The following is a 19,411-nucleotide window of genomic DNA, read 5'->3' as shown; positions in this document are numbered from 1 at the left end:
AAACATGAAGTTGCAAGCTGGACTGCTGGCGCTGGTTCTGGCCGGCTCACTCGCCGCCTGTGGTGACAGCGGCGGCGGCTCTGGTGACGCCGACGCCGCGGCCAAGGCCACCGGGCCGATCACGATCTGGTACTCGAACAACGCCGAGGAAGTGGCGTGGGGCAAGCAGATGGTGGCGGCCTGGAACGCGGCCCACGCGGACCAGAAGGTCACCGCCCAGGAGATCCCGACCGGGAAGAGCTCCGAGGAGGTCATCGGTGCCGCGATCACCGCGGGCAACGCGCCCTGCCTGATCTTCAACACCTCGCCGGCCTCGGTCTCGCAGTTCCAGAAGCAGGGCGGCCTGGTGGCGCTGGACAGCTTCAGTGACGGCAAGTCCTACATCGAGGACCGCTCCGGCGACGTCGCGCAGCAGTACAAGTCGTCGGACGGCAAGTACTACCAGCTGCCCTGGAAGTCGAACCCGGTCGAGATCTTCTACAACAAGAAGGCGTTCGCGAAGGCCGGCATCGACACCACCAACCCGCCGCTGAAGACCTACGACGAGTTCCTCGCGACGTCGCGCAAGCTGGTCGCCGCGAAGGCCGCGAAGGTCGCGATCTACCCGGCGCCGAGCAACGAGTTCTACCAGTCCTGGTTCGACTTCTACCCGCTGTACGCGGCCGAGTCCGGCGGCAAGCAACTCGTCGAGGACGGCAAGTCCACGTTCGCCTCCGACGAGGGCAAGCGGGTCGCGACCTTCTGGCGGACGATGTACGCGGACAAGCTCGCCTCGCAGGAGAAGTACACCGGTGACGCGTTCGTCGACGGCACAGCCGCGATGGCGGTCGTCGGTCCGTGGGCGATCGCGTCGTACAAGGGCAAGGTCGACTGGGGCGTCGTCCCGGTGCCGACCTCGAGTGGCAAGCCGGCGAACGAGGTCCACACCTTCTCGGACGCGAAGAACATCGCGATGTACTCGTCCTGCAAGAACCGCGGGACCGCGTGGGACGTGCTGAAGTTCGCCACCAGCCAGGAGCAGGACGGTAAGTTCCTGGAGACGACCGGACAAATGCCGCTGCGTAAGGACGTCGCGACGGTGTTCGCGGACTACTTCACCAAGAACCCGGACTACAAGACGTTCGCCGACCAGGCGGCCCGGACGGTCGAGGTGCCGAACGTGCCGAACTCGATCACCATTTGGCAGACCTTCCGCGACGCCTACTCCAAGTCGGTGATCTTCGGCCAGCAGGACCCGGGTGAGGCCCTCGACGGCGCGGCACAGAAGATCGATCAGCTGGTCAAGCAGTCATGAGACGGGGTCCGGTCACCCGGATCCTCGGAGAGCATCCGGTCGGCACCGCGTTCGTCACGCCGTACGTCGTGTTCGTCGCGGCCGTGTTCGCGTACCCGCTCGGGTTCGCGGTGTACATGTCGTTCCACGACTACTTCTTCGCGGCGCCGGGCGCGATCGTGGACCGGCCGTGGGTGGGGTTCGCCAACTACGTCACTGTGCTGACGGACCCCGCCGTCCAGCGGTCGTTCCTGAACGTGCTGATCTTCCTGGTCATCAACGTGCCGCTGACCGTGATCCTGTCGCTCGGGCTGTCGACCGCGCTGAACTCGGCGATCCGGTGGCGGACGTTCTTCCGGGTCAGCTACTACGTGCCGTACGTGACCGCGAGCGTGGCAGTGGTCGGGGTGTGGCTGTTCCTGTTCAGCTCGAACGGGCTGGTCAACTCCATCCTCGGCCCGCTCGCGCCGGACCCGTCCTGGCTGGTCAACTCGAAGCTGGCGATGCCCACGGTGGCGTTCTACGTGACCTGGAAGCAGCTCGGGTTCTTCATCCTGCTGTACCTGGCCGCCTTGCAGAACGTTGGCGCGGATCTGTACGAGGCGGCGTCGATGGACGGCGCCGGTCGCTGGCAGTCGTTCCTGAACGTGACCGTTCCAGGGGTCCGGCCGGCGACCACACTGGTGGTTCTGCTGGCCACGGTGACCGGGGCCAACCTGTTCACCGAGCCCTATCTGCTGACCGGCGGCGGTGGCCCGGACGGCGCTTCGGCGTCGCCGGTGCTGATCATGTACCAGAAGGGCATCGAACAAGGCAATCCGGACGTCGGCTCCGCGATCGGCGTACTGCTGGTGATCGGCGTGCTGATCCTCGCGCTGCTCGAACGGCGCTTCGTCGGGAGGGAAGACTGATGCGGCTGCGGTTCGTCGCGCTGCTGATCGGCGCCTTCGTGTTCCTGTTCCCCTTCTACTACATGCTGATCGGCAGCCTGCAGGCCGAGCCCGATCCGTCCGTCTCCGGGTCGATCCCGACCGGGAACGTGACGCTGCACAACTACAGCGAGATCAACAAGGCGATCAACCTCGGGAAATCGTTGATCAACTCCGGCATCTTCACCGGTGGGGTGATCCTCGGGACGCTGATCTTCGGTGTGCTCGCGGGCTACGCCCTGGCCCGGTTGCAGTTCCGCGGCCGCGCGGTGGTGTTCAATCTGATGCTGCTGATCCAGGTCGTGCCCTTCCAGCTGCTGACGATCCCGCTGTACGTGATGATCGTGCGCAGCTACGGCCTGGCCGACTCGTACCTCGGCATGATCCTGCCGTTCGCGATCAACTCGACAGCGGTCTTCGTGTTCCGCCAGTACTTCCTGCAGTTGCCGGCCGAGTTGTTCGACGCTGCCCGGATCGACGGCGCGTCCGAGCTCAGCATTTTGTGGCGGGTCGCCGTACCGCTGGTGAAACCGGCGCTGCTGACCGGTGTGCTGCTGACGTTCATCGGGCCGTGGAACGAGTTCCTCTGGCCGTTCCTGATCACCAAGCAGCAGACCCTGCAACCGCTCGCGGTGTCGCTGTCCAACTACCTGACCACCGTGTCGGCCCGAGCAGCCAACCCGTTCGGCGCCGTCCTCGCCGGGGCGTGCGTGCTCGCCGCACCCGCGGTCGCACTGTTCGTCATCTTCCAACGCCGCTTCATCTCCTCGAACATCTCGTCCGGAGTGAAGGGCTGATTTTGAGAGGCATTTCGTGGTGACTGTTCCTTACACCCTGACCCGTGTCGGCGTCCTGATGACGCCCGAGCCGGGCAACGAACTCGAGGCCGAGGGCGTGCTGAACCCAGCCACCGGTCATACCCCGGACGGGCAGCTCTACCTGCTGCCCCGACTGGTTGCGTCCGGCAACATTTCCCGGGTCGGCCTGGCCGCGGTCGAGCTGGCCGACGGCGTACCGGTCGGCGTCCGGCGCGAAGGCGTCGTCCTCGCGCCCGACGAAGGCTGGGAGCGCGGGAAGAACAACGCCGGCGTGGAGGACCCGCGGGTGACGTTCGTACCGTCGCTCGGACTGCATGTGATGACGTACGTCGCCTATGGCCCGCTCGGGCCCAAGCCGGCGCTCGCCGTGTCGTCGGATCTGCGGGAGTGGCGGCGGTTGGGGCCGCTGCACTTCGAGTACCAGCCCGACCTGGACACGGACCTGAACCTGTTCCCCAACAAGGACACGGTGTTCTTCCCCGAGCCGGTGCCCGGGCCGGACGGCGAACCGTCGTACGCCATGCTGCACCGGCCGATGTGGGACCTCGGGTGGTTCCGCGAGGGCGAGGGCGTCCATTTGCCGGCCGGGGTTACCGATGACCGGCCGGGGATCTGGGTGTCGTTCGTACCGGTGGCTGACGTCGAGCGTGATGTGCGGAATCTCGTGCACCTGCGGAATCACCGGCTGGTGGCGATGTCGGAGTACCCGTTCGAAGAGTTGAAGATCGGGGCCGGTCCGGCGCCGCTGCGGGTGCCGGAGGGCTGGCTGGTGATCCACCACGGCGTCACCGGTGAGCAGCCGGAAGGTTTCGACCCGACCACGCAGAAGGTTTGCTACGCAGCCGGTGCGCTGCTGCTCGACCCGGAAGACGTGACCCGGGTGATCGCGCGTACGTCGGAGCCGATCCTGGTGCCCGAGACCGAGGAGGAGAAGGTCGGAACCGTCGGCAATGTGGTCTTCCCGACCGCGATCGAAGAGGTCGACGGAGTCCGCTACGTCTTCTACGGCATGGCCGACGCCGCCATCGGTGTCGCCAGATTGGACCGGCTGACATGAAACCCACCCGCCGAACCGTCCTCGGCGGTGCTGTGGCCCTGGCCGCCGCATCAGCGGTAACACTCCCGGCGTCCGCCTCCGGACGCCTGTCCAACCTCGCCCATCTCGACTTCCTCCGCGCCTCGGTCACTCCGCCGCCGGCCGCGGGTCACAGCACGTTCGGATCGGGACCGCTGGGCGTGCTGTGGACCTATGCGGACCGGCAGCCCGACGGTTCGTACAAGCGCATTGGCGGCGGTGCCTATGACCCTGTGAGCAACACCTACGGTCAGGGTGCCTTCAACACCGACGACATCGCCCGGGCTGCCGTGGTCTACCTGCGCCACTGGCGGCAGTTCGGCGAGCGCACCTCGATGGTCGCCGCCCGTGACCTCCTGCGCGGGTTGACCTATCTGCAGTCGCCCAACGGCAACGTGGTGCTCTGGATGCAGCCGGACGGCACTTTGAATCCCAGTGCCGATCCGGTCGAGCTCCCCGACCCGTCCGACTCCGGACCGTCGTACTGGCTCGCCCGGACCGTGTGGGCGCTGGGGGAGGGGTACGCCGCCTTCCGTTCCCAGGACCGTGCCTTCGCCGACTTCCTCCGGGCTCGACTCGAGTTGGCGATCGCTGCGCTCGAGCGGCAGGTTCTGATCCGCTATGGCACATGGAACGTCGTTGACGGTCGCCGTCTGCCAGCGTGGCTCATCGTCAACGGCGCCGATGCGACGTCCGAGGCCGTCCTCGGTCTGTCGGCGTACGTCCGGGCAGGCGGTTCAGCGCGGGCTCGGCGGGCGCTGTCACAGTTCGCGGAAGGCATCGCGGCCATGAGTGCCGGATCGAGCCGGGACTGGCCGTTCCGTGCGCTGCTGCCGTGGGGCGAGTCGATCTCGGACTGGCATGCGTGGGGCGCACAGATGCCGTCGGCACTCGCTGCCGCTTCGTCAGCGCTGGGTTCCCGCAAGCTCCTGACTCCAGCGATCGGCGACACGGCCGGCTTCACACCGCTCCTCATGACCGCTGGCGGTCCTGACAACGGCTGGCTCCCAGTCCCGATCGACCGCACCCAGATCGCGTACGGCGTCGACGCTCGCCTGCAGGGCCTGTTGGCGGTCGGACTCCCCGGCCTCAAGCAGGTCGCCGCCTTCGTCGCGGCCTGGTACTTCGGCGCGAACCGGGCCGGTGAGGCCACCTACGACCCGGCCACCGGTCGTACGTACGACGGCGTCTCCGGCGACGGTGTCATCAACCGCAACTCCGGCGCCGAGTCCAGCATCCACGGCCAGCTTTCGATGCTCGCTCTCGACGCCAACCCGGACGTGGCCCGGCTGGCTGGGCGTCCGACGTACGACGGCCTGCAGATTGTCGAAGCCGAGTCCGCTGTCGGCGGCCAGGTGGTCACCCCACCGTCTGCCTGGACCGGCGAGTCCCAATGGAGCAACGGGGCCTACCTGTCCCTCGACGCCGGTGGCTCTGCCACGTGGACCCTCTCGGCCTCACCCCAGGCCCGACTCGTCCTCCCCGTCGTCAACCTGGTCGACACACCCAACCCCGCTCGCACGACCTGGACCACGGGCTCGCGGGTGCTGGGCGCGATCAACCACGTGACCGGTCCGCAAGGCATCTCCGCCGCACCTGGCGCCTTGCAGCCGATCACCTTGCGCACGTCGCTTCCGGCGTACGCGACGAACCTGGTGGTGGCGGCGAGCGGCCCGGTCCAGCTGGACTCGCTGCTCCTGATCCCCACCATCAGCACCCTCCGCTTGGGTGCTGCGACCTTGCTGACCAGCGTGGACACCCACCCGCGCACCGTCAGCGTCCCGGGACGGGTTGCGTACTCCTACACGTCCTCCGGCGAACTGCACTCCCGCGGAAACGCCGCTCGTGCGGTCGTCCAGCCCGGCGGCTTCACCGTCGTACTCGGCTGAGCGCCGCCGCGCACCAGTCGGCGACGAAGGCGAGCGCCAGGCCGCGTTGCTGGAAGAGGTGACGGCTGTCGGTTTGCTGGTGGTAGGCGTTGTGTGAGGTGTCGGAGGCGCGGCCGAGGAGGCCGGGAAGGAGCCAGGCGTACTTGACGCCGGACGCCATCACGGCCAGGCGCACCTGGTCGGGATCGCCGCGCCAGCCGGCCTCGCGGAGACCGTCGAGATAGTTGGCGATACAGGTCTCCGCGAGCTCCGGCAGGCGCTCGGCCGGCCAGAACAGGTCGAAGACGGCGTCCGGGATGTGGTTGCCGAGGTCCTCACCCAGGGCGCCGTCGCCGGTGAACGCCCAGTCGAACAGGGCTAGTTCGCCGGTGGGTCGTTGGACCACGTTCGAGACCCAGAAATCGAGATGGCAGCGGGCGCGGGGGAGACCGGCGACCAGGTCGAGCAGTTCATCGCGGTGGGCCAGCAGGTAAGTCCAGGCCGCCCTCAGTTTGGGCGGCCAGGTCTCCGCGACGAGCGGCTGCTGCCAGGCCGCATCGTCGTTCATCAGGTGCCACGGGACCTCACGGGTCGTGGAGTAGTCACGTAGGAAACCGGTCGACGTCCATGCCCGCTCTCCCGCGGGCCGCGCCTGCCACCGACCGCAGGCCCGGGCGAGTGCCGCGTGCTCGGCCAGACTGAATTCGGTCCCGGATGTGCCGGTGATGTCTTCCATCAGCAGTACGGCGCCATCCGCATGCTCCTCGACCTCCGCTGCGGGGAGCACGAGACCGGCGTCGGCCAGGTGCTTGCGGAGCTCCTCGTCCTGGTAGACGTCGAGCTCACGACGCCAGTAGTTCCAATGCCGCGGGTCGGTCGAGGCCGCCCATGGGCCGGTCGAGTCCACCGGCTTCCGCAGTTGCTTGCGTACCGCGGTGCGGCCGTCGGCGTACGTGATCCGCTCCACGGTCGCCGTCACCGCGTTCAAGGGGTTGTGCCGCAGAGTCGCCGTACTGATCTCGGCAGTCATGAACAGCAATGCTGACATGCGACGGGCGGCTAGCCCAGGAGTATCCGAGGGGGGAGACCGGTCAGCGCTTTGACGTCCCGCGTGAAGTGGGCCTGGTCGGCGTACCCGGTGAGTACGGCGACGTCCGCGAGTGCGACGCCGGTGCGGGCGCGGTCGAGGGCGACGTTCATCCGCAGGACGCGGTCGAGCATCTTCGGGCCGTAGCCGAACGCATTTAGGCAGCGCCGATGCAGCTGGCGCTCGCTCAACCCGACGCTGCCCGCGAGACTCAGCACACCTTTGCGCAGCATGCCGGACCGGATGCTGCGCAGCACGTGGGAGATCAGCCGATCCGGTGGCACCTCAACCAACCTCGCGACCGCTTCGTCCAGCGCGAAAGCCGGGTCCTGCGCCGACCGCACTCGATCCAGTAGCCGTCTACTCCGGGCAGGCGACCACAGTTCACTCAGCGGCACTCGCTCGTTCAGCAGTTCGCGTGCCGGGACGCCGAGAAAGCTTGGCGCCGCGCCTGGTGCGAACCGGATCCCGGCGTACCTCGTGCCTGCTTCCGCGGTGCCGGTCCAGGCCCGGCTGTCCGGCCCGGCCACGATCAGGTCGTCATCCATCAAGATCAGGTCCATGCACCCGTCGGGCAGGACCCGGTAGTCCCCGCCCTCCGCGGTCCGCGTCCACACCGCGGCACCGGGCACCAGGGCGGGTCGCTCCCGGTACGGCTCGACATCCAGAGTCACGCCCTCAGTCTGCAACGCACCACCGACAGATTCCTCCGGCGGCGTTGCAGTGGTGGCTCTCACGAACAAGAATGTCTGGTCCTGGGGCCATACGGTCTATGCCGTAAGGAGATATTGATGTCGCGTCGCGAGGATGTGTCGGCGGTACCGCTGCTCGGACGAACGGTCGCGCCGGCGGGATCGGGGCTGGTGCTGGCGGAGTGGGAAGCGGCGGGGCGTACGTCGGACCAGGTGGCGTGGCAGGCGCCGCTGCACGTGCATCACGAGGACGACGAGGCGTGGTACGTCCTCGCCGGGACGCTGCGGCTGCGGATCGACGGCGAGGACTACGACGTTCCGGCCGGCTCGGGGATCGTCGGTCCGCGCGGGGTGCCGCACACGTTCGGCAACCCGGGCGAGGAGCCGGCGAGGTACGTGCTGGTGATGTCGGCGAAGACTCACGCCATGCTCGGCGAGTTGCACGGCGGATTCTCCGGAGACGTGGCCGCGCTCTTCGAGAAGTACGGCTGCTCGTTACTCGATTAGCGGCTGTGCCGGCGGGCAGTTGCTTCCAGGACTCGGGTCACGCGCCCGACGGCACGACGTCCAGTACTTCGACGCCGGTGGGGACATATTTGACCAAGGCAACGTTCTCGCGGATCAGTTCGTCGCGGGTCGGCGTACCGGTGCGGCGGTCGATCACGGTCCGCCAGATCTCGTTCCGACGGAAGTAGTCCGCGCCGACCCGGAGGAACCGCTCGTCCTGCGAGAACACCCGGTACGACGACTCGGTCTGGGTGTCGGAGAGGATCTCGCCCTCGAGGTAGCGCTCACCCACGTCGAGCCGCAGCTGGAACGTCTGGTCGGTGTCGTTGCGGAACTGCAGATCCACGTAGTTGTAGACGATGCTGCAGCCCACGCCCCACGGCAGCACCCGCCCGTTGTCCGGGAACGGGTCGAAGCTGTGCGTGGACCGCTGCGTCACCGTCATCGGGGAGTGCAGCACCATCCAGTGCAGCAGATTGGCGAGCTGGCAGATCCCGCCGCCGATACCGGGCCGTGCCTGCCCGTTCGACAGCCGCATGCCTTTCCGATAACCCTTGCGACGCGTCGCGTTCCCGACCAGCTTGTTGAACGAGAACGTCTCGCCCGGCCGGATCAGCAGCCCGTCGACCTGCGCACACGCGAGCTTCAGGTTGGTCACCTTGTTGTGCTGCATCCACATCTCGGTCTCACCGAGTTGCCGCAACAAGAACGACTTGTGCCGCTTCACCCGCACCGGCAGACGATCCAGCTCCCGACTCCGTGCGTACGGCGTACTGGACGTCATCCACTCGAGGCGCTTGCGCACCCGGTGGAACCGTACGGCCAGCGGATAGAGCAGCGGCATCCGCTCGGTCCACCGACGTCGCCGTACGGTGGGCAGGACTCGCGCCCGCTCCGCGTCGGTCAAGTCGTCCAACGCGACCTGCCACGGCACACCCGGCGTCACCCCAGTGGACTCCGCTCGTACGCCGCCTGCCGGTCCGCTGGACCCCAGCGTCCTGGTGAACGTGCTGTCTGACATTCGTTCCCCCGAACGACGAGGACCGATCCATCGACCGACCCGGTTACGGTACGCCGCGCCCGCCGCAGCCACATGACAACAACCGCACGATCCGATTGCGCTCCTTAGACGCTCCACCCCCACCCCAAAGTTCACCCGCTCAACCCGCCGCCCATGTGGTCAGCCACCCGTCCCAACCGACTGCCCGTGTGGTCAGCTGCCCGCTCAACCCGCTGCCCGCTCAAACCGCTGCCCGTTCGACCGGCTGCCCGTGTGGTCAGCTGCCCATCCAAACGACTGCCGTGCGGTCAGCTGCTCGTCCAACCAGGTGCCCGTTCGATCAGCCGAGCTCGAGTGCCGTGCAGACCCATCGGTTGCGGCGAATCTCCATCCGCAAGGCGATCGCCCGAGACCGATCCCCGTGCCGCACGTGCGCAGCAACCTCAGCCACATGCTCAGTCGGCGCACAAACCCGAACCGACCGCACCGCACTCCGCTCCTTCGCCCCACGAGTGGTGGCAGTCGTCGTCAGCCCCAACATCCGAACCCGCCGATTCAACTCCGTGAACACAGCATCATCCGTAAACCGCACCAGCTGCGAAATCGGCCGATCTCCCGCCAGCACCTCCGAAACCGCCTGCACCAACCGAGAAGCCCAAGCCCCCGCCTCCGGCACCCCAGACCCAACTCCTGCAGCCCGCCCAGCCGATCCCGCACCCGCCGAGCCCGCACCCGCCGAGCCCGCTCCCACCGCACCCGCACCCACCGAGCCGGCGCCCGCCGAGCCGGCGCCCGCCGAGTCAGCGCTCGCCGAACCCTCGCACGCCGAGCCAGCACCCGCCGAAGCCCGCCCGACAGCACCTCCGGCAGATGCCCCACGCTCCGGCACCGCGACCAGCACCCGCTCCACCGCCGACCCACCACTCTCCGCCGACCCCGACGTCGCCGCCCCAGCCCCGTCCGCCACCGCGTCACCAGCCGGCACCGCTGCAAGCTTCCGCGCCTCGGCCACCGACGCAGCCGCAGCCGCGGCCGGTGCAGGCTCGCCCTGAGCGTTCACCACACCCCGAACGGCGGCCTGCTCATCCGCCCCGCCGACCACCGCCGGAGCCTGAGCCGGCGCAGATGTGAACGCCGCCAGGCTGGTGAGAGTGGTAGGCGCAGACACCACCCCAAGCCGAGTGATCGCCTGCAACCGCAGGGCCAACGCCCCCTCCGTCATGCTCTCCGCATACCGCACCGTCGCCGGCACCCTGTGCTCAACACCAGACCCGACACCCGGCCCGAAACCGCGCTCGGCAGCAGGCCCGACACCTGGCCCGGCAACGGACCCGGCACGGCGCTCGGCAACAGAGCCGGCACCGCGCTCGGCAACAGAGCCGACACCTGGCCCGGCAACGGACCCGGCTCCGCGCTCGGCAACAGAGCCGACACCTGGCCCGGCAACGGACCCGGCACCGCGCTCGGCAACAGAGCCGACACCTCGCCCGGCAACGGACCCGGCGCCGCGCTCAGCTCCGGTCCCCGCCGACCGACCGCCGACGGCCCGCAGCCGGGGCGTAGCCACGCTGACCATCCCGACTACGTCGTCCGAGGCGGCGGCCTGCGGAACGGCCGCGAGAGTGGAGAGGGGAGTCGGGTGCTGGAGTTCGTCCGCACGGAGGTTCTGTGGCTGGCTCATGTCACTTCTCCTGTTGGGTGGGCGGCACATGATGGCCAGTACCGGCTGCAGGGATGCGCAGCACCTGACCGGGAAGAATGAGGTCGGGATCGGACCCGATCACCTGACGATTGGCGGCGTACCACTCCGGCCACCGAGCCGCGACCGCCTCAGCACTCGCACCCGCCCCGAGCTCCGCCGCCGCAAGACTCCACAACGAATCCCCGGCCGTCACCACAACCGACCCAGGCACCCGCACGGGAACCCCAGACCGCAGATCCGTATACCGAGTCCCCGCCCCCACAGCCGGCCGATCAGGCACCCCCACCCGAACCCGCCCCGCACCGGCCACCGGCTCGCCACCATCCCGACGAGCACCCGCAGTCGGCTCAGAGGTTGGTACGCCGTCATGCCGACGAGCGTCCGCAGTGGGCTGGGTAGTCGGTACGCCGTCATGCCGACGAGCGTCCGCAGTGGGCTGGGTAGTCGGTACGCCGCGCGGCTGCCCAGCGCGTGTGGTCGGCGCAGGGGCTGCCACACCGTCGTGCTGGCGAGTGCCCGCAGTCGGCTGAGGCGTCGGTACGGCGTCGCGCGCGTCAGCACCTGTGGTTGGCGCCGGAGTCGCCACGCCGGTGTTCGGCTGGGCGGCTTCGGCCGGTCGCTCCGGGGGCGGTGTAGTCGTGTGCGGGTTGGGTGCATCAGTCCGGCCAACGGACTGCGCCGGACCTGTGCCCGACGCCTCCTCAGTCAGCCGGACCGTCGACGGCGGCTCGCTTGCACGCCAGTCCGTCGTACCCGAGGAGGCGGCCGGCCGATGGATGCCGGCGTCGGGTGCGGCGATGTGGATGGTGGATTTGGGCTCGGTGGTGCGCTGGTCTGCGGTACCCGAAGGAGCAGCTTCCGGGTGGGTGCCGGGTGCGGCGAGGCGGATTGTTGAGGCGGGCTCGGTGGTGCGCCAGCTGGTGGTGTCGGTGAGTTGGACGGTTGAGCGGGGCTCTACCTGTGTCCATGCCTGGCTGGTGCCGCCATCGCCGGGGGTTGCGTGGGCTACGCCGACCGTGAGGGGCGTTACGGCGGCTACGCCGAGGCCGGAGCGGAGGAGCGTGCGGGCGGTCTTCGAGGTGATTCGCCCGACGACAACACTCGCCAGCGCGCCGATCGCCCCGGGGATCTGCTCGAGGACAGTCATGAGGACCGCTAGCACGAACCACCCGTAGGCCATCCACGCGACGGTCCCGACCACGAGGACCGTCATCGACTCGAGGTCGTAGGTCCGCATCCCGGTGATCGCGCCGTCGGTCATCCAGCGCAACCCCAGGCCGACCGCGACGAGTGCCGCAACCGCGAGCATCCCCTTCGCCCCTCGGATCATCGCGTTCATCCCGCTTCGCTCCCGACCTATGAGTTTGCGTTAGTTTGCTTTGGCTTGATCACTATAGACCGGATCTACGGCCGCTTTGCAAGTCCTTAACCCACAAAGCGTCAACTTCCCTGACCCAAGGTGACTGCCCGGCCTCCGTGAACGCGCGCGGGTGGTGGGCTGGGATGACGCGGGCGGCCGGTAGGTTCGCGGGTATGCGGTGGGATGCGTTGTTCGCGGATCTGGAGTCTCAGTTCGAGGCGCTTCAGGAGGGGGATCTGTACGGCGAGGTCGCGGATCGGATCCGGGCCGAGGTCGGGAAGATCACCGTGCTCGACCGGCTGCGGGGTGCTGTCGACACCGTCGTACGGGTCGAGTTGATCGACGCGGATCCCGTGCACGGGATGCTGACGCGGGTCGGGAAAGACTGCGTGCTGATCGAGACCGAGCGGTACGAGGAATGGCTGATCCCAGTCGCCGCCCTGGTCGCCGTACACCGCCTGGGCCCGTGGGCGGAGCCGGCCATCGGAGCGATCGAAGGCAAGCTCGGCCTGGCCCATCTGCTGCGCGGAATCGCGCGCGATCGCTCCCCGGTCACCCTCTTCTGCGCCGGAGGTTCCCCGGTCACCGGCACGATCGACCGAGTAGGTGCCGACTTCCTCGAGCTAGCCGAGCACCCGCTCGACGCCCCCCGCCGCCGAACCGAGGTCTACAACGTCCGCCTAGTCCCCACCCAAGCCCTCAGAGCCCTCCGCCGCCGCTAATCCCACTCCAACCGCCGAGTCGTGGCGTTGGGCGGAGGAGGGTGGCGCCGAGTCGTGGCGTTGGGCGGGGGAGGGTGGCGCCGAGTCGTGGGTATCGGTGGGCGACACGCCGAGTCGGGCGACCCAGATCCACGACTCGGCGCCGCCCAGCCGTTGAGGACTCGGCTTCGCCCTAGCCGTTGAGTGCGCCGAGCAGGCGCCGGATGGGCCTGCGGCACGCGGTGTGAGTCTCGGAGCGGCGCCAGCTCGCCGGTCCGGGCGGTATTACTGGTGGGCTTGTTCGGGTTGGTCTGCTTCTTCGCCGAAGGGGTGGGTGTCGATGAAGTCGCGGGTCTCGGTGTAGAGGCGTTCGATGTACTTCTCGAGTTCGCTGGCCTCGACGCGCCACTGGCCGCGGCCGCCGATCTTGACGGCGGGGATGTCGCCGCGGCGGACCAGGGCGTAGACCTGGTTGGCGGAGATGTTCAGGACCTCGGCGACGTCGGCGAGCTGGAGGAATCGGGGACCCGGCATCCGTCCTACTCCTTCACATAGTGGCTGGTTCCTTCAGTTTGCCACGGTTGGCGACCGGACGACCGCAGTTGTCCCCAGGCTGTGTCAGGCTGTCACAGCCTGTGGACAACCGTTCACGGCGCGGTCCGGGGACACGGCAGAATGTCGGCGGACAGCGATCGATTGACTGGGGAGCCGACGTGGTCGACACAGCAGTGCGGAGTGGGTTCGGGGCGCCGTCGGTCCCGGCTCAGCGCAACAAGCGCGCCCGGTGGAAGGACGGCCGGCTCGTCCTCGGCGTGCTGCTCGTCGCCATCACCGCGCTGGTCGGCGCCAAGCTGCTGTCGTCGGCCGACGACACCACCACGATCTGGGCGGCCAAGCACGACCTCCCGGCCGGCACCAAGCTGACCGGCGACGACCTGGCCACTGTGCGGGTGCGCTTCACCAGCAGCGACGACGCCAACAAGTACGTCGCCGCCGACGCCGATCTCAAGGGTCTCGTCGTCGCCCGCGCGGTCGACGCGGGTGAGTTCGTGCCGCGCGGGGCCGCCGTTTCCGAGTCGGAGAACGATCGCACCGAGCTGCCGCTGTCCGTCGCCAGCGGACGCTTGCCGTCGGACACCGCAGCCGGCGACCTGGTGGACCTCTGGGTCGTCCCCAAGGCAGAGGGGCAGTCGGCCAAGTTGTGGTGGACCAATGTCCGCGTCCTTCAGATCGACTCGGTGAAGGGCGTCGCGGGCGGCTCGGCCCGTCGACAGGTCCTGATCGGCCTCGCACCGAACGATGTGCAGCGACTCCCCGCCGCGCTCACCGCAATGAGTGTCGGCGAGCCCACTCTCGTCCGACGAGCCAGCTGATGTCGGTACCAGTCCTCCTGGCGGTGACCGGCGCCCCTTGGGAGGCAGACGTGGTACGGCGGACCGAGCACGCGCCGGGGATCCGAGTCGTACGGCGCTGTGTCGACATCGCCGACGTGATGGCGGCGGCCGCGAGTGGGCAAGCCCGCGCGGTGCTGCTCGCCGACGACTTGCCCCGGCTCTCGTCCGACGCGGTGTCCGCGTTGCACGCGCGCGGCATCGCCGTACTCGCTCTCGTCGACCCGACCGAGAACGGCGCACCCTTCGGCGCCGAGGATCGCCTGAGCCGGATGGGCATCGAGCGCATCCTCCCGGCCGACGTCAGCCCGGAGGACCTCGGCCGTGCGGTGACCGATGCGGTGGAGTCCGGCCCGCCGGTGTCGGTCTCGCACTTCGCCGGCGGATTCGTACCGTTGACGCCGGAGACGGCCGGCAACCCGCAGCCCGCATATACCCAAGGCAGCGGCCGGCTGATCGCGGTCTGGGGTCCGACGGGTGCACCCGGGCGTACGACGGTCGCCGTAGGACTCGCCTGCGAGCTCGCGATCAAAGGCGTGCCGACCCTGCTCGCCGACGCCGATGTGTACGGCGGGACTGTCGCGCAGATGCTCGGGATGCTCGACGAGACCTCCGGACTGGCGGCCGCGGCTCGGTCGGCGTCGAGTGGTTCGCTCGACATGGTGATGCTGGCGAAGCACGCCCGTCAGGTCGAGCCGCATCTGCTGGTGCTGACCGGGCTCAGCCGCGCCGACCGGTGGACGGAGTTGCGGCCGGCCGCGATCGAGTCGATCTGGGCGACCGCGCGGACCCTCGCGCCCTGCACCGTGGTCGATGTCGGCTTCTGTATCGAGGCGGATGAGGAGATCTCGTTCGATTCGCTGGCGCCGCGCCGCAACGGGGCGACGATGTCGACGCTGGAGGAGGCCGACGAGGTGATCGTCGTCGGTACGGCGGACCCGGTCGGCCTGACCCGTTTGATCCGAGCGGTCCACGAGCTGAGCGCCGTCGTACCGTCGGTCAACCTCAGAGTCGTCGTCAACCGGATCCGCCCCGGCTCACTCGGCAGCTCTCCGGCTGATGCAGTCACTGATGCGCTCACGCAGTACGCCGGAGTCGAGCCGGCTGCCCTGCTTCCGTACGACCTGAGCGCTGTGGACACCGCCATGTCGCACGGCCGCAGCCTGGCCGAGTCGGCCAAGTCCAGCAAGCTCCGGAAGGCCCTGCAGCAACTCGCCACCGCCGTGGCCCAAGACCTCGGCACTTGATCCCCCTCGGGTCGGAGGAAGCGGCTGACTCAAGGCGCCGGCGGATGGGCGGGGACTCAGGGTCGGGTCGGTGGGGATACGGGGGAAAACCCCACCGACACGGGGTCGGGGATGTGTCAGGGTTGGGGTAATTGACCGCACCCCAGGGGGAAGCATGTCCGACGTCCAGGGCCGGCCGGCGAGCACGATGAGCACCGAGCGGCGGTATGGGATCGCGATCTCGGTCGCGCTCATCCTCGGCGGTGTGTACTGGGCGCTGACCGGACTGACGGAGGGCACCAAGACAAGCCAGGACAGCTACCCGGTCCAGGGCGACGAGCTGCGGGTCGACACCACCTCCGCGGAGGTCGAGGTCCGGGCCGGGGACGGACCGGACGTCCAGGTCGAGCGGCAGTTCGAGCGGAACGTGTTCGGGTCGGACCCGAAGGAGAAGTACGACAACGGGAAGCTGGAGCTGCGCGACAGCGGCTGCGGCTTCCTGTCGTTCGGATGCAAGACCAGCTACATCCTGACCGTGCCGAAGGACGTGAAGCTGACGCTGAGCAGCAGCAGCGGCGACATCACGGTGTCGGGGCTTTCCGGTGGTGCGGACCTGACGTCGAGTTCGGGCAGCATCGAGGTGCACGACGTCGGTGGGTCGCTGCGGCTGGAGTCCAGCTCGGGTGATCTCGAAGCGCAGGGTCTGACCGCGACCACGGTGACGACCGAGAGCAGTTCCGGGAGCGTCGACCTCGACTTCGCGGTGGCGCCGCAGTCGGTGGACTCGAAGGCGAGCTCGGGGGACGTGTCGATCCGGATCCCGTCCGGCGCCGAGGCGTACAAGGTGGACACCGACACCTCGTCCGGGGACGAGTCGGCGAACGTGAAGATCGACCCGAACGCCACCCGCACGCTCAAAGCCAAAACCTCCTCAGGTGACGTAACCATCGAGTACAACCACTGACCCGTTGTTCGCAGGTGAAACGGACACCGGCAGGGAGTGGTGGGCAGGCGACGTAACCATCGAATACAACCACTGACCCTGATTGTCCGCAGGCGAGGCGGACACGAGTGGTGTTCGCCGGCTTGCGATGGGTGAAGCGGGGACGGACTGCGTGATGTCGGCGTCGGCTGGCGCGGTGGCGTGGTTGGCGTGTGTACGGGGAGTGATGGGTAGGACCGGCGGCGTGAGCGCCTCTATGTTCTGAGTAGGCTGGCCGGCATGTCTGAGGTTGAGGTGGTGCCGCGTGGGCTCTTGGTGGATTGGGGCGGCGTGCTCACCTCCGGCCTGGAGGAGGCGCTGCGGCGCTGGGCCGAGCTCGACGGTTTCGACTTCGATTCCTACCTGCAGGCGGTCCTCGCCTGGCTGCCCGCCGAGTCGCCGGAGAACGCGACCGCGGAAGCCGAGCTGAACCCGGTCCACGCCCTCGAGCGCGGCCAGATCGCCGTCCCCGACTTCGAGCGCAAGCTCGCCTCGATCCTGGTCCGGCGCGACGGTACGCCGGTGCCGGCCGAGGGCCTGATCGAGCGGATGTTCGCGCACTTCGAGCACCAGCCGGCGATGTCCGCCCTGGTCCGCCGGGCCCGCTCGCACGGGATCCGCACCGCCCTGCTGTCGAACTCCTGGGGCAACACCTACCCGCGCGATACCTGGGACGGCATGTTCGACGACATCGTGATCTCCGGCGAGGTCGGGATGCGCAAGCCCGAGCCGGAGATCTTTCTGCTCGCCGCCCGCCGGCTGGAGCTGAAGCCCGAGGAGTGCGTGTTCATCGACGACCTCGAGCTCAACATCGACGGCGCCCGCGCGGTCGGCATGACCGCGATCCTTCACACCGAGTACGACGAGACCCGGCAAGCGCTGGAAACCCTGTTCGGAGCCGACCTGACGTGACCGTGACCACCACGCCCTCCTCCCCACCCCGCCCGGCCGGCCGGCGCCGCGTACTGATCGCGATCGTCGGCTGCGCGCTGCTCGTCGCCCTGGGCGCCTGGGTGGGCAGCCTGTTCGCCGGCATGATCGACCTGCGCGTGTACCGGATGGGCGGCTCGGTGCTGCTGCACGGCAACGCGCTGTACGACGCCGAGCTGCCGGGCTCCGGGTTGCCGTTCACCTACCCGCCGTTCGCCGCGATCGCGATGGTGCCGCTGGCCGCGGTCCCGTGGGGCGTCGCGCTGGTGGCGTGGACGACGATCTCGGTACTGAGCATCACTGCGCTCTGGCGGACCAGCCTGACCAAGACCTTCTGGTCGTTCATCACCCAGCGCAAGCGGACGGCGGTCCTGGTCGCGCTGACCGCACTCTCACTGCTGCTCGAACCGGTCTGGCAGACGATCCAGTTCGGCCAGATCAACCTGTTGCTGACAGCAATGATCCTGCTCGACCTGGTCCGGCCCGACAACGCGCGGCTGCGCGGGTTCTGGCTCGGTGTCGCGATCGGCGTCAAGCTGACCCCACTGCCGTTCCTGGCGCTGCTCATCGTCACCAAGCAGTGGCGTGCGCTGCGTAACGCCGTACTCGGTCTGCTGGCCACGATGGCGATCGGGTTCGCGATCGTGCCGCACCAGTCGTGGCGCTACTGGACCGACGTCATCCTCGACGCCAACCGGGTCGGCGGGATCGCCTACACCGGCAACCAGTCCTTCAACGGCTTCCTCCACCGGATCGGTAACGAGGCGGGCTGGGTGCAGCCGACGTGGTTCGTGCTCTCGGTGGTGTTCGGTCTGCTTGTGCTCTGGCTGGCCCGGCGCTACTGGCTCGCGGACGAGCGCGTGACCGCGATCTCGGTGATGGCTCTGGCCGTGCTGTACGCGTCGCCGATCTCGTGGAGTCACCACTGGGTCTGGATCATCCCGCTCGGCGTGAGCCTGATCCGCGCGGTCAACCGGGTCTGGGGTCTCAACCCCGCAGTAGTGACCGGAGTGCTCTTCTACGGCCTCTTCGTACTGCGTTCGATCTGGTGGGTGCCGTACCGCGACGACCGCGAACTCGGCTGGAGCTTCTGGCAGTCCATCCCCGGCAACTCGCATCTGATAGTCGGGATGATCGCGTTCATTTTGCTGGCGGTCACCAGCCGGAGTCTGCCTAAGCCGTCGTCGTCAACGCCCGCAGCGGCGGAGCAAGCCTGACCGCGAGGTCGGCGTCGACCACAAGCACCTCGGCCAGCAGTACGTCGACACTGGCGCGGAACGCCCGTACCAGCTCAGCAGGGTCGAGTGACCGCACCAGCGTCGGCTCCACTGCCGCAGTGGTAGCCGCAGGCAACAGATGCAACCCACGGCCCTGTGAATGCGGCACACCGTGCCGGAGACACATCAGCATGAGCACGTGGTCGCGGACCCCGCTGATCATGTACTCCGCCTGCCAGACCTTTCCCCGCGCGATGCTGGAGCGCGCATGCAACGCATACAGCCACCCCATGCCCACCAGGTCCACCGGTGAAGGTGTGCTCCAGGCCGGCTGCTCCACTGCCTCCCCGAAGAGGAGCTGGAAGGTAGGACCCAACGCACCGAACTCAGCTGCCGGTGCGAAGGCGATGTCCACCTGCAGCGTCGACGACAGCAGGAACACCCGGTACTCGGTCCCGCGGGACCACACGTCCGCGTGATGCACGGCGCCGTGTTCGTAGAGAAGCGCAGTCCAGTCGGCCAGTACGGCGTCTTGGTCGGCGTCAACCGCGAGTCCGAGCGCCAGATCGACGTCGGACCACTCGTCCTCAGCCCCGATCGCGGCCGACCCGGTCAGCGCCGCACCGGTGATCCGTGCGTCGGACCGGGCGGCC

The 19,411-nt window shown here is 68.5% G+C and carries 19 protein-coding genes; 12 read left to right on the top strand and 7 right to left on the bottom strand.

Annotated features, from left to right (window positions below; translation table 11 throughout):
* The first annotated feature begins 4 nt into the window (after positions 1-4).
* From AB0E63_RS09650 to AB0E63_RS09630, 5 genes are read left to right on the top strand one after another with little or no spacing between them, the layout of a single operon-like run.
* Positions 5-1,294, top strand: coding sequence for an extracellular solute-binding protein (locus tag AB0E63_RS09650; protein WP_360363656.1), 1,290 nt, complete (start codon positions 5-7; stop codon positions 1,292-1,294).
* On the top strand, positions 1,291-2,184 hold the full coding sequence (locus AB0E63_RS09645; RefSeq protein ID WP_360363654.1) for a sugar ABC transporter permease: 894 nt from the start codon (positions 1,291-1,293) through the stop codon (positions 2,182-2,184). Before AB0E63_RS09650 ends, AB0E63_RS09645 begins: the two co-directional genes overlap by 4 nt.
* On the top strand, positions 2,184-2,999 hold the full coding sequence (locus tag AB0E63_RS09640; protein ID WP_360363652.1) for a carbohydrate ABC transporter permease: 816 nt from the start codon (positions 2,184-2,186) through the stop codon (positions 2,997-2,999). Before AB0E63_RS09645 ends, AB0E63_RS09640 begins: the two co-directional genes overlap by 1 nt.
* Before the next feature lie 19 nt (positions 3,000-3,018).
* The gene (locus AB0E63_RS09635; RefSeq protein ID WP_360363650.1) at positions 3,019-4,077 is read left to right on the top strand and encodes a glycosidase; all 1,059 of its coding nucleotides are present in this window, start codon (positions 3,019-3,021) and stop codon (positions 4,075-4,077) included.
* Positions 4,074-5,984, top strand: coding sequence for a hypothetical protein (locus AB0E63_RS09630; RefSeq protein WP_360363648.1), 1,911 nt, complete (start codon positions 4,074-4,076; stop codon positions 5,982-5,984). The genes AB0E63_RS09635 and AB0E63_RS09630 overlap by 4 nt, the downstream gene beginning before the upstream one ends.
* On the opposite strand, the gene AB0E63_RS09625 is transcribed toward AB0E63_RS09630, so the two are convergent.
* Together AB0E63_RS09625 and AB0E63_RS09620 are read right to left on the bottom strand one after the other, a co-directional pair.
* Positions 5,965-6,993, bottom strand: coding sequence for an aminoglycoside phosphotransferase family protein (locus AB0E63_RS09625; protein ID WP_360363646.1), 1,029 nt, complete (start codon positions 6,991-6,993; stop codon positions 5,965-5,967). The two genes, AB0E63_RS09630 and AB0E63_RS09625, sit on opposite strands and share 20 nt — an antisense overlap.
* Positions 6,994-7,022: 29 nt before the next feature.
* Complete coding sequence (locus AB0E63_RS09620; protein ID WP_360363644.1) at positions 7,023-7,724, bottom strand: helix-turn-helix domain-containing protein; 702 nt, start codon at positions 7,722-7,724, stop codon at positions 7,023-7,025.
* A gap of 117 nt (positions 7,725-7,841) precedes the next feature.
* Between AB0E63_RS09620 and AB0E63_RS09615 the strand changes: the two genes are divergently transcribed.
* Positions 7,842-8,249 carry a cupin domain-containing protein gene (locus tag AB0E63_RS09615; RefSeq protein ID WP_360363642.1) on the top strand — a complete coding sequence of 136 codons (408 nt, stop codon included), beginning with the start codon at positions 7,842-7,844 and terminating at the stop codon, positions 8,247-8,249.
* Between the two features lie 37 nt (positions 8,250-8,286).
* On the opposite strand, the gene AB0E63_RS09610 is transcribed toward AB0E63_RS09615, so the two are convergent.
* The 3 genes from AB0E63_RS09610 to AB0E63_RS09600 form a co-directional block, all read right to left on the bottom strand.
* The gene (locus tag AB0E63_RS09610; protein ID WP_360363640.1) at positions 8,287-9,270 is read right to left on the bottom strand and encodes a VanW family protein; all 984 of its coding nucleotides are present in this window, start codon (positions 9,268-9,270) and stop codon (positions 8,287-8,289) included.
* A 319-nt stretch (positions 9,271-9,589) separates the two neighbouring features.
* A complete protein-coding gene (locus AB0E63_RS09605; protein WP_360363638.1) occupies positions 9,590-10,930 on the bottom strand; it encodes an Rv3235 family protein in 1,341 nt (446 codons plus the stop codon).
* Between the two features lies 1 nt (position 10,931).
* On the bottom strand, positions 10,932-12,290 hold the full coding sequence (locus AB0E63_RS09600) for a hypothetical protein (protein WP_360363637.1): 1,359 nt from the start codon (positions 12,288-12,290) through the stop codon (positions 10,932-10,934).
* A 194-nt stretch (positions 12,291-12,484) separates the two neighbouring features.
* On the opposite strand from AB0E63_RS09600, the gene AB0E63_RS09595 reads away from it, so the two are divergent.
* Positions 12,485-13,033: a hypothetical protein gene (locus tag AB0E63_RS09595; protein WP_360363635.1), complete on the top strand. Its 549-nt coding sequence runs from the start codon at positions 12,485-12,487 to the stop codon at positions 13,031-13,033.
* Between the two features lie 264 nt (positions 13,034-13,297).
* Here the strand turns inward: AB0E63_RS09595 and AB0E63_RS09590 are convergent, their stop codons facing one another.
* Positions 13,298-13,546, bottom strand: coding sequence for a helix-turn-helix domain-containing protein (locus AB0E63_RS09590; protein WP_360363633.1), 249 nt, complete (start codon positions 13,544-13,546; stop codon positions 13,298-13,300).
* Positions 13,547-13,725: 179 nt separating this feature from the next.
* Here AB0E63_RS09590 and AB0E63_RS09585 point away from each other — a divergent pair, with 179 nt between their 5' ends.
* The 5 genes from AB0E63_RS09585 to AB0E63_RS09565 all read left to right on the top strand — a co-directional run bounded on the left by AB0E63_RS09585 (position 13,726) and on the right by AB0E63_RS09565 (position 18,758).
* Positions 13,726-14,385, top strand: coding sequence for an SAF domain-containing protein (locus AB0E63_RS09585; protein WP_360363631.1), 660 nt, complete (start codon positions 13,726-13,728; stop codon positions 14,383-14,385).
* Positions 14,385-15,650: a hypothetical protein gene (locus AB0E63_RS09580; RefSeq protein WP_360363629.1), complete on the top strand. Its 1,266-nt coding sequence runs from the start codon at positions 14,385-14,387 to the stop codon at positions 15,648-15,650. The genes AB0E63_RS09585 and AB0E63_RS09580 overlap by 1 nt, the downstream gene beginning before the upstream one ends.
* Positions 15,651-15,804: 154 nt before the next feature.
* Positions 15,805-16,593 (top strand): DUF4097 family beta strand repeat-containing protein, encoded by a 789-nt coding sequence (locus tag AB0E63_RS09575; protein ID WP_360363628.1) that lies wholly within the window; start codon positions 15,805-15,807, stop codon positions 16,591-16,593.
* A 258-nt stretch (positions 16,594-16,851) separates the two neighbouring features.
* Entirely contained in the window at positions 16,852-17,523 is a 672-nt protein-coding gene (locus tag AB0E63_RS09570; protein WP_360363626.1) for an HAD family phosphatase, read from the top strand.
* On the top strand, positions 17,520-18,758 hold the full coding sequence (locus AB0E63_RS09565; RefSeq protein ID WP_360363624.1) for a glycosyltransferase 87 family protein: 1,239 nt from the start codon (positions 17,520-17,522) through the stop codon (positions 18,756-18,758). The genes AB0E63_RS09570 and AB0E63_RS09565 overlap by 4 nt, the downstream gene beginning before the upstream one ends.
* Here the strand turns inward: AB0E63_RS09565 and AB0E63_RS09560 are convergent.
* Positions 18,715-19,411 (bottom strand): nucleotidyltransferase domain-containing protein (locus tag AB0E63_RS09560; RefSeq protein WP_360363622.1); only part of this gene is annotated, 697 nt, incomplete at its 5' end. The genes AB0E63_RS09565 and AB0E63_RS09560 overlap by 44 nt on opposite strands.

Origin of the sequence: Kribbella sp. NPDC026596, assembly GCF_040638415.1 — a bacterium.
GTDB lineage: Bacteria > Actinomycetota > Actinomycetes > Propionibacteriales > Kribbellaceae > Kribbella.
This window is presented reverse-complemented; position numbering and strand designations above follow the sequence as displayed.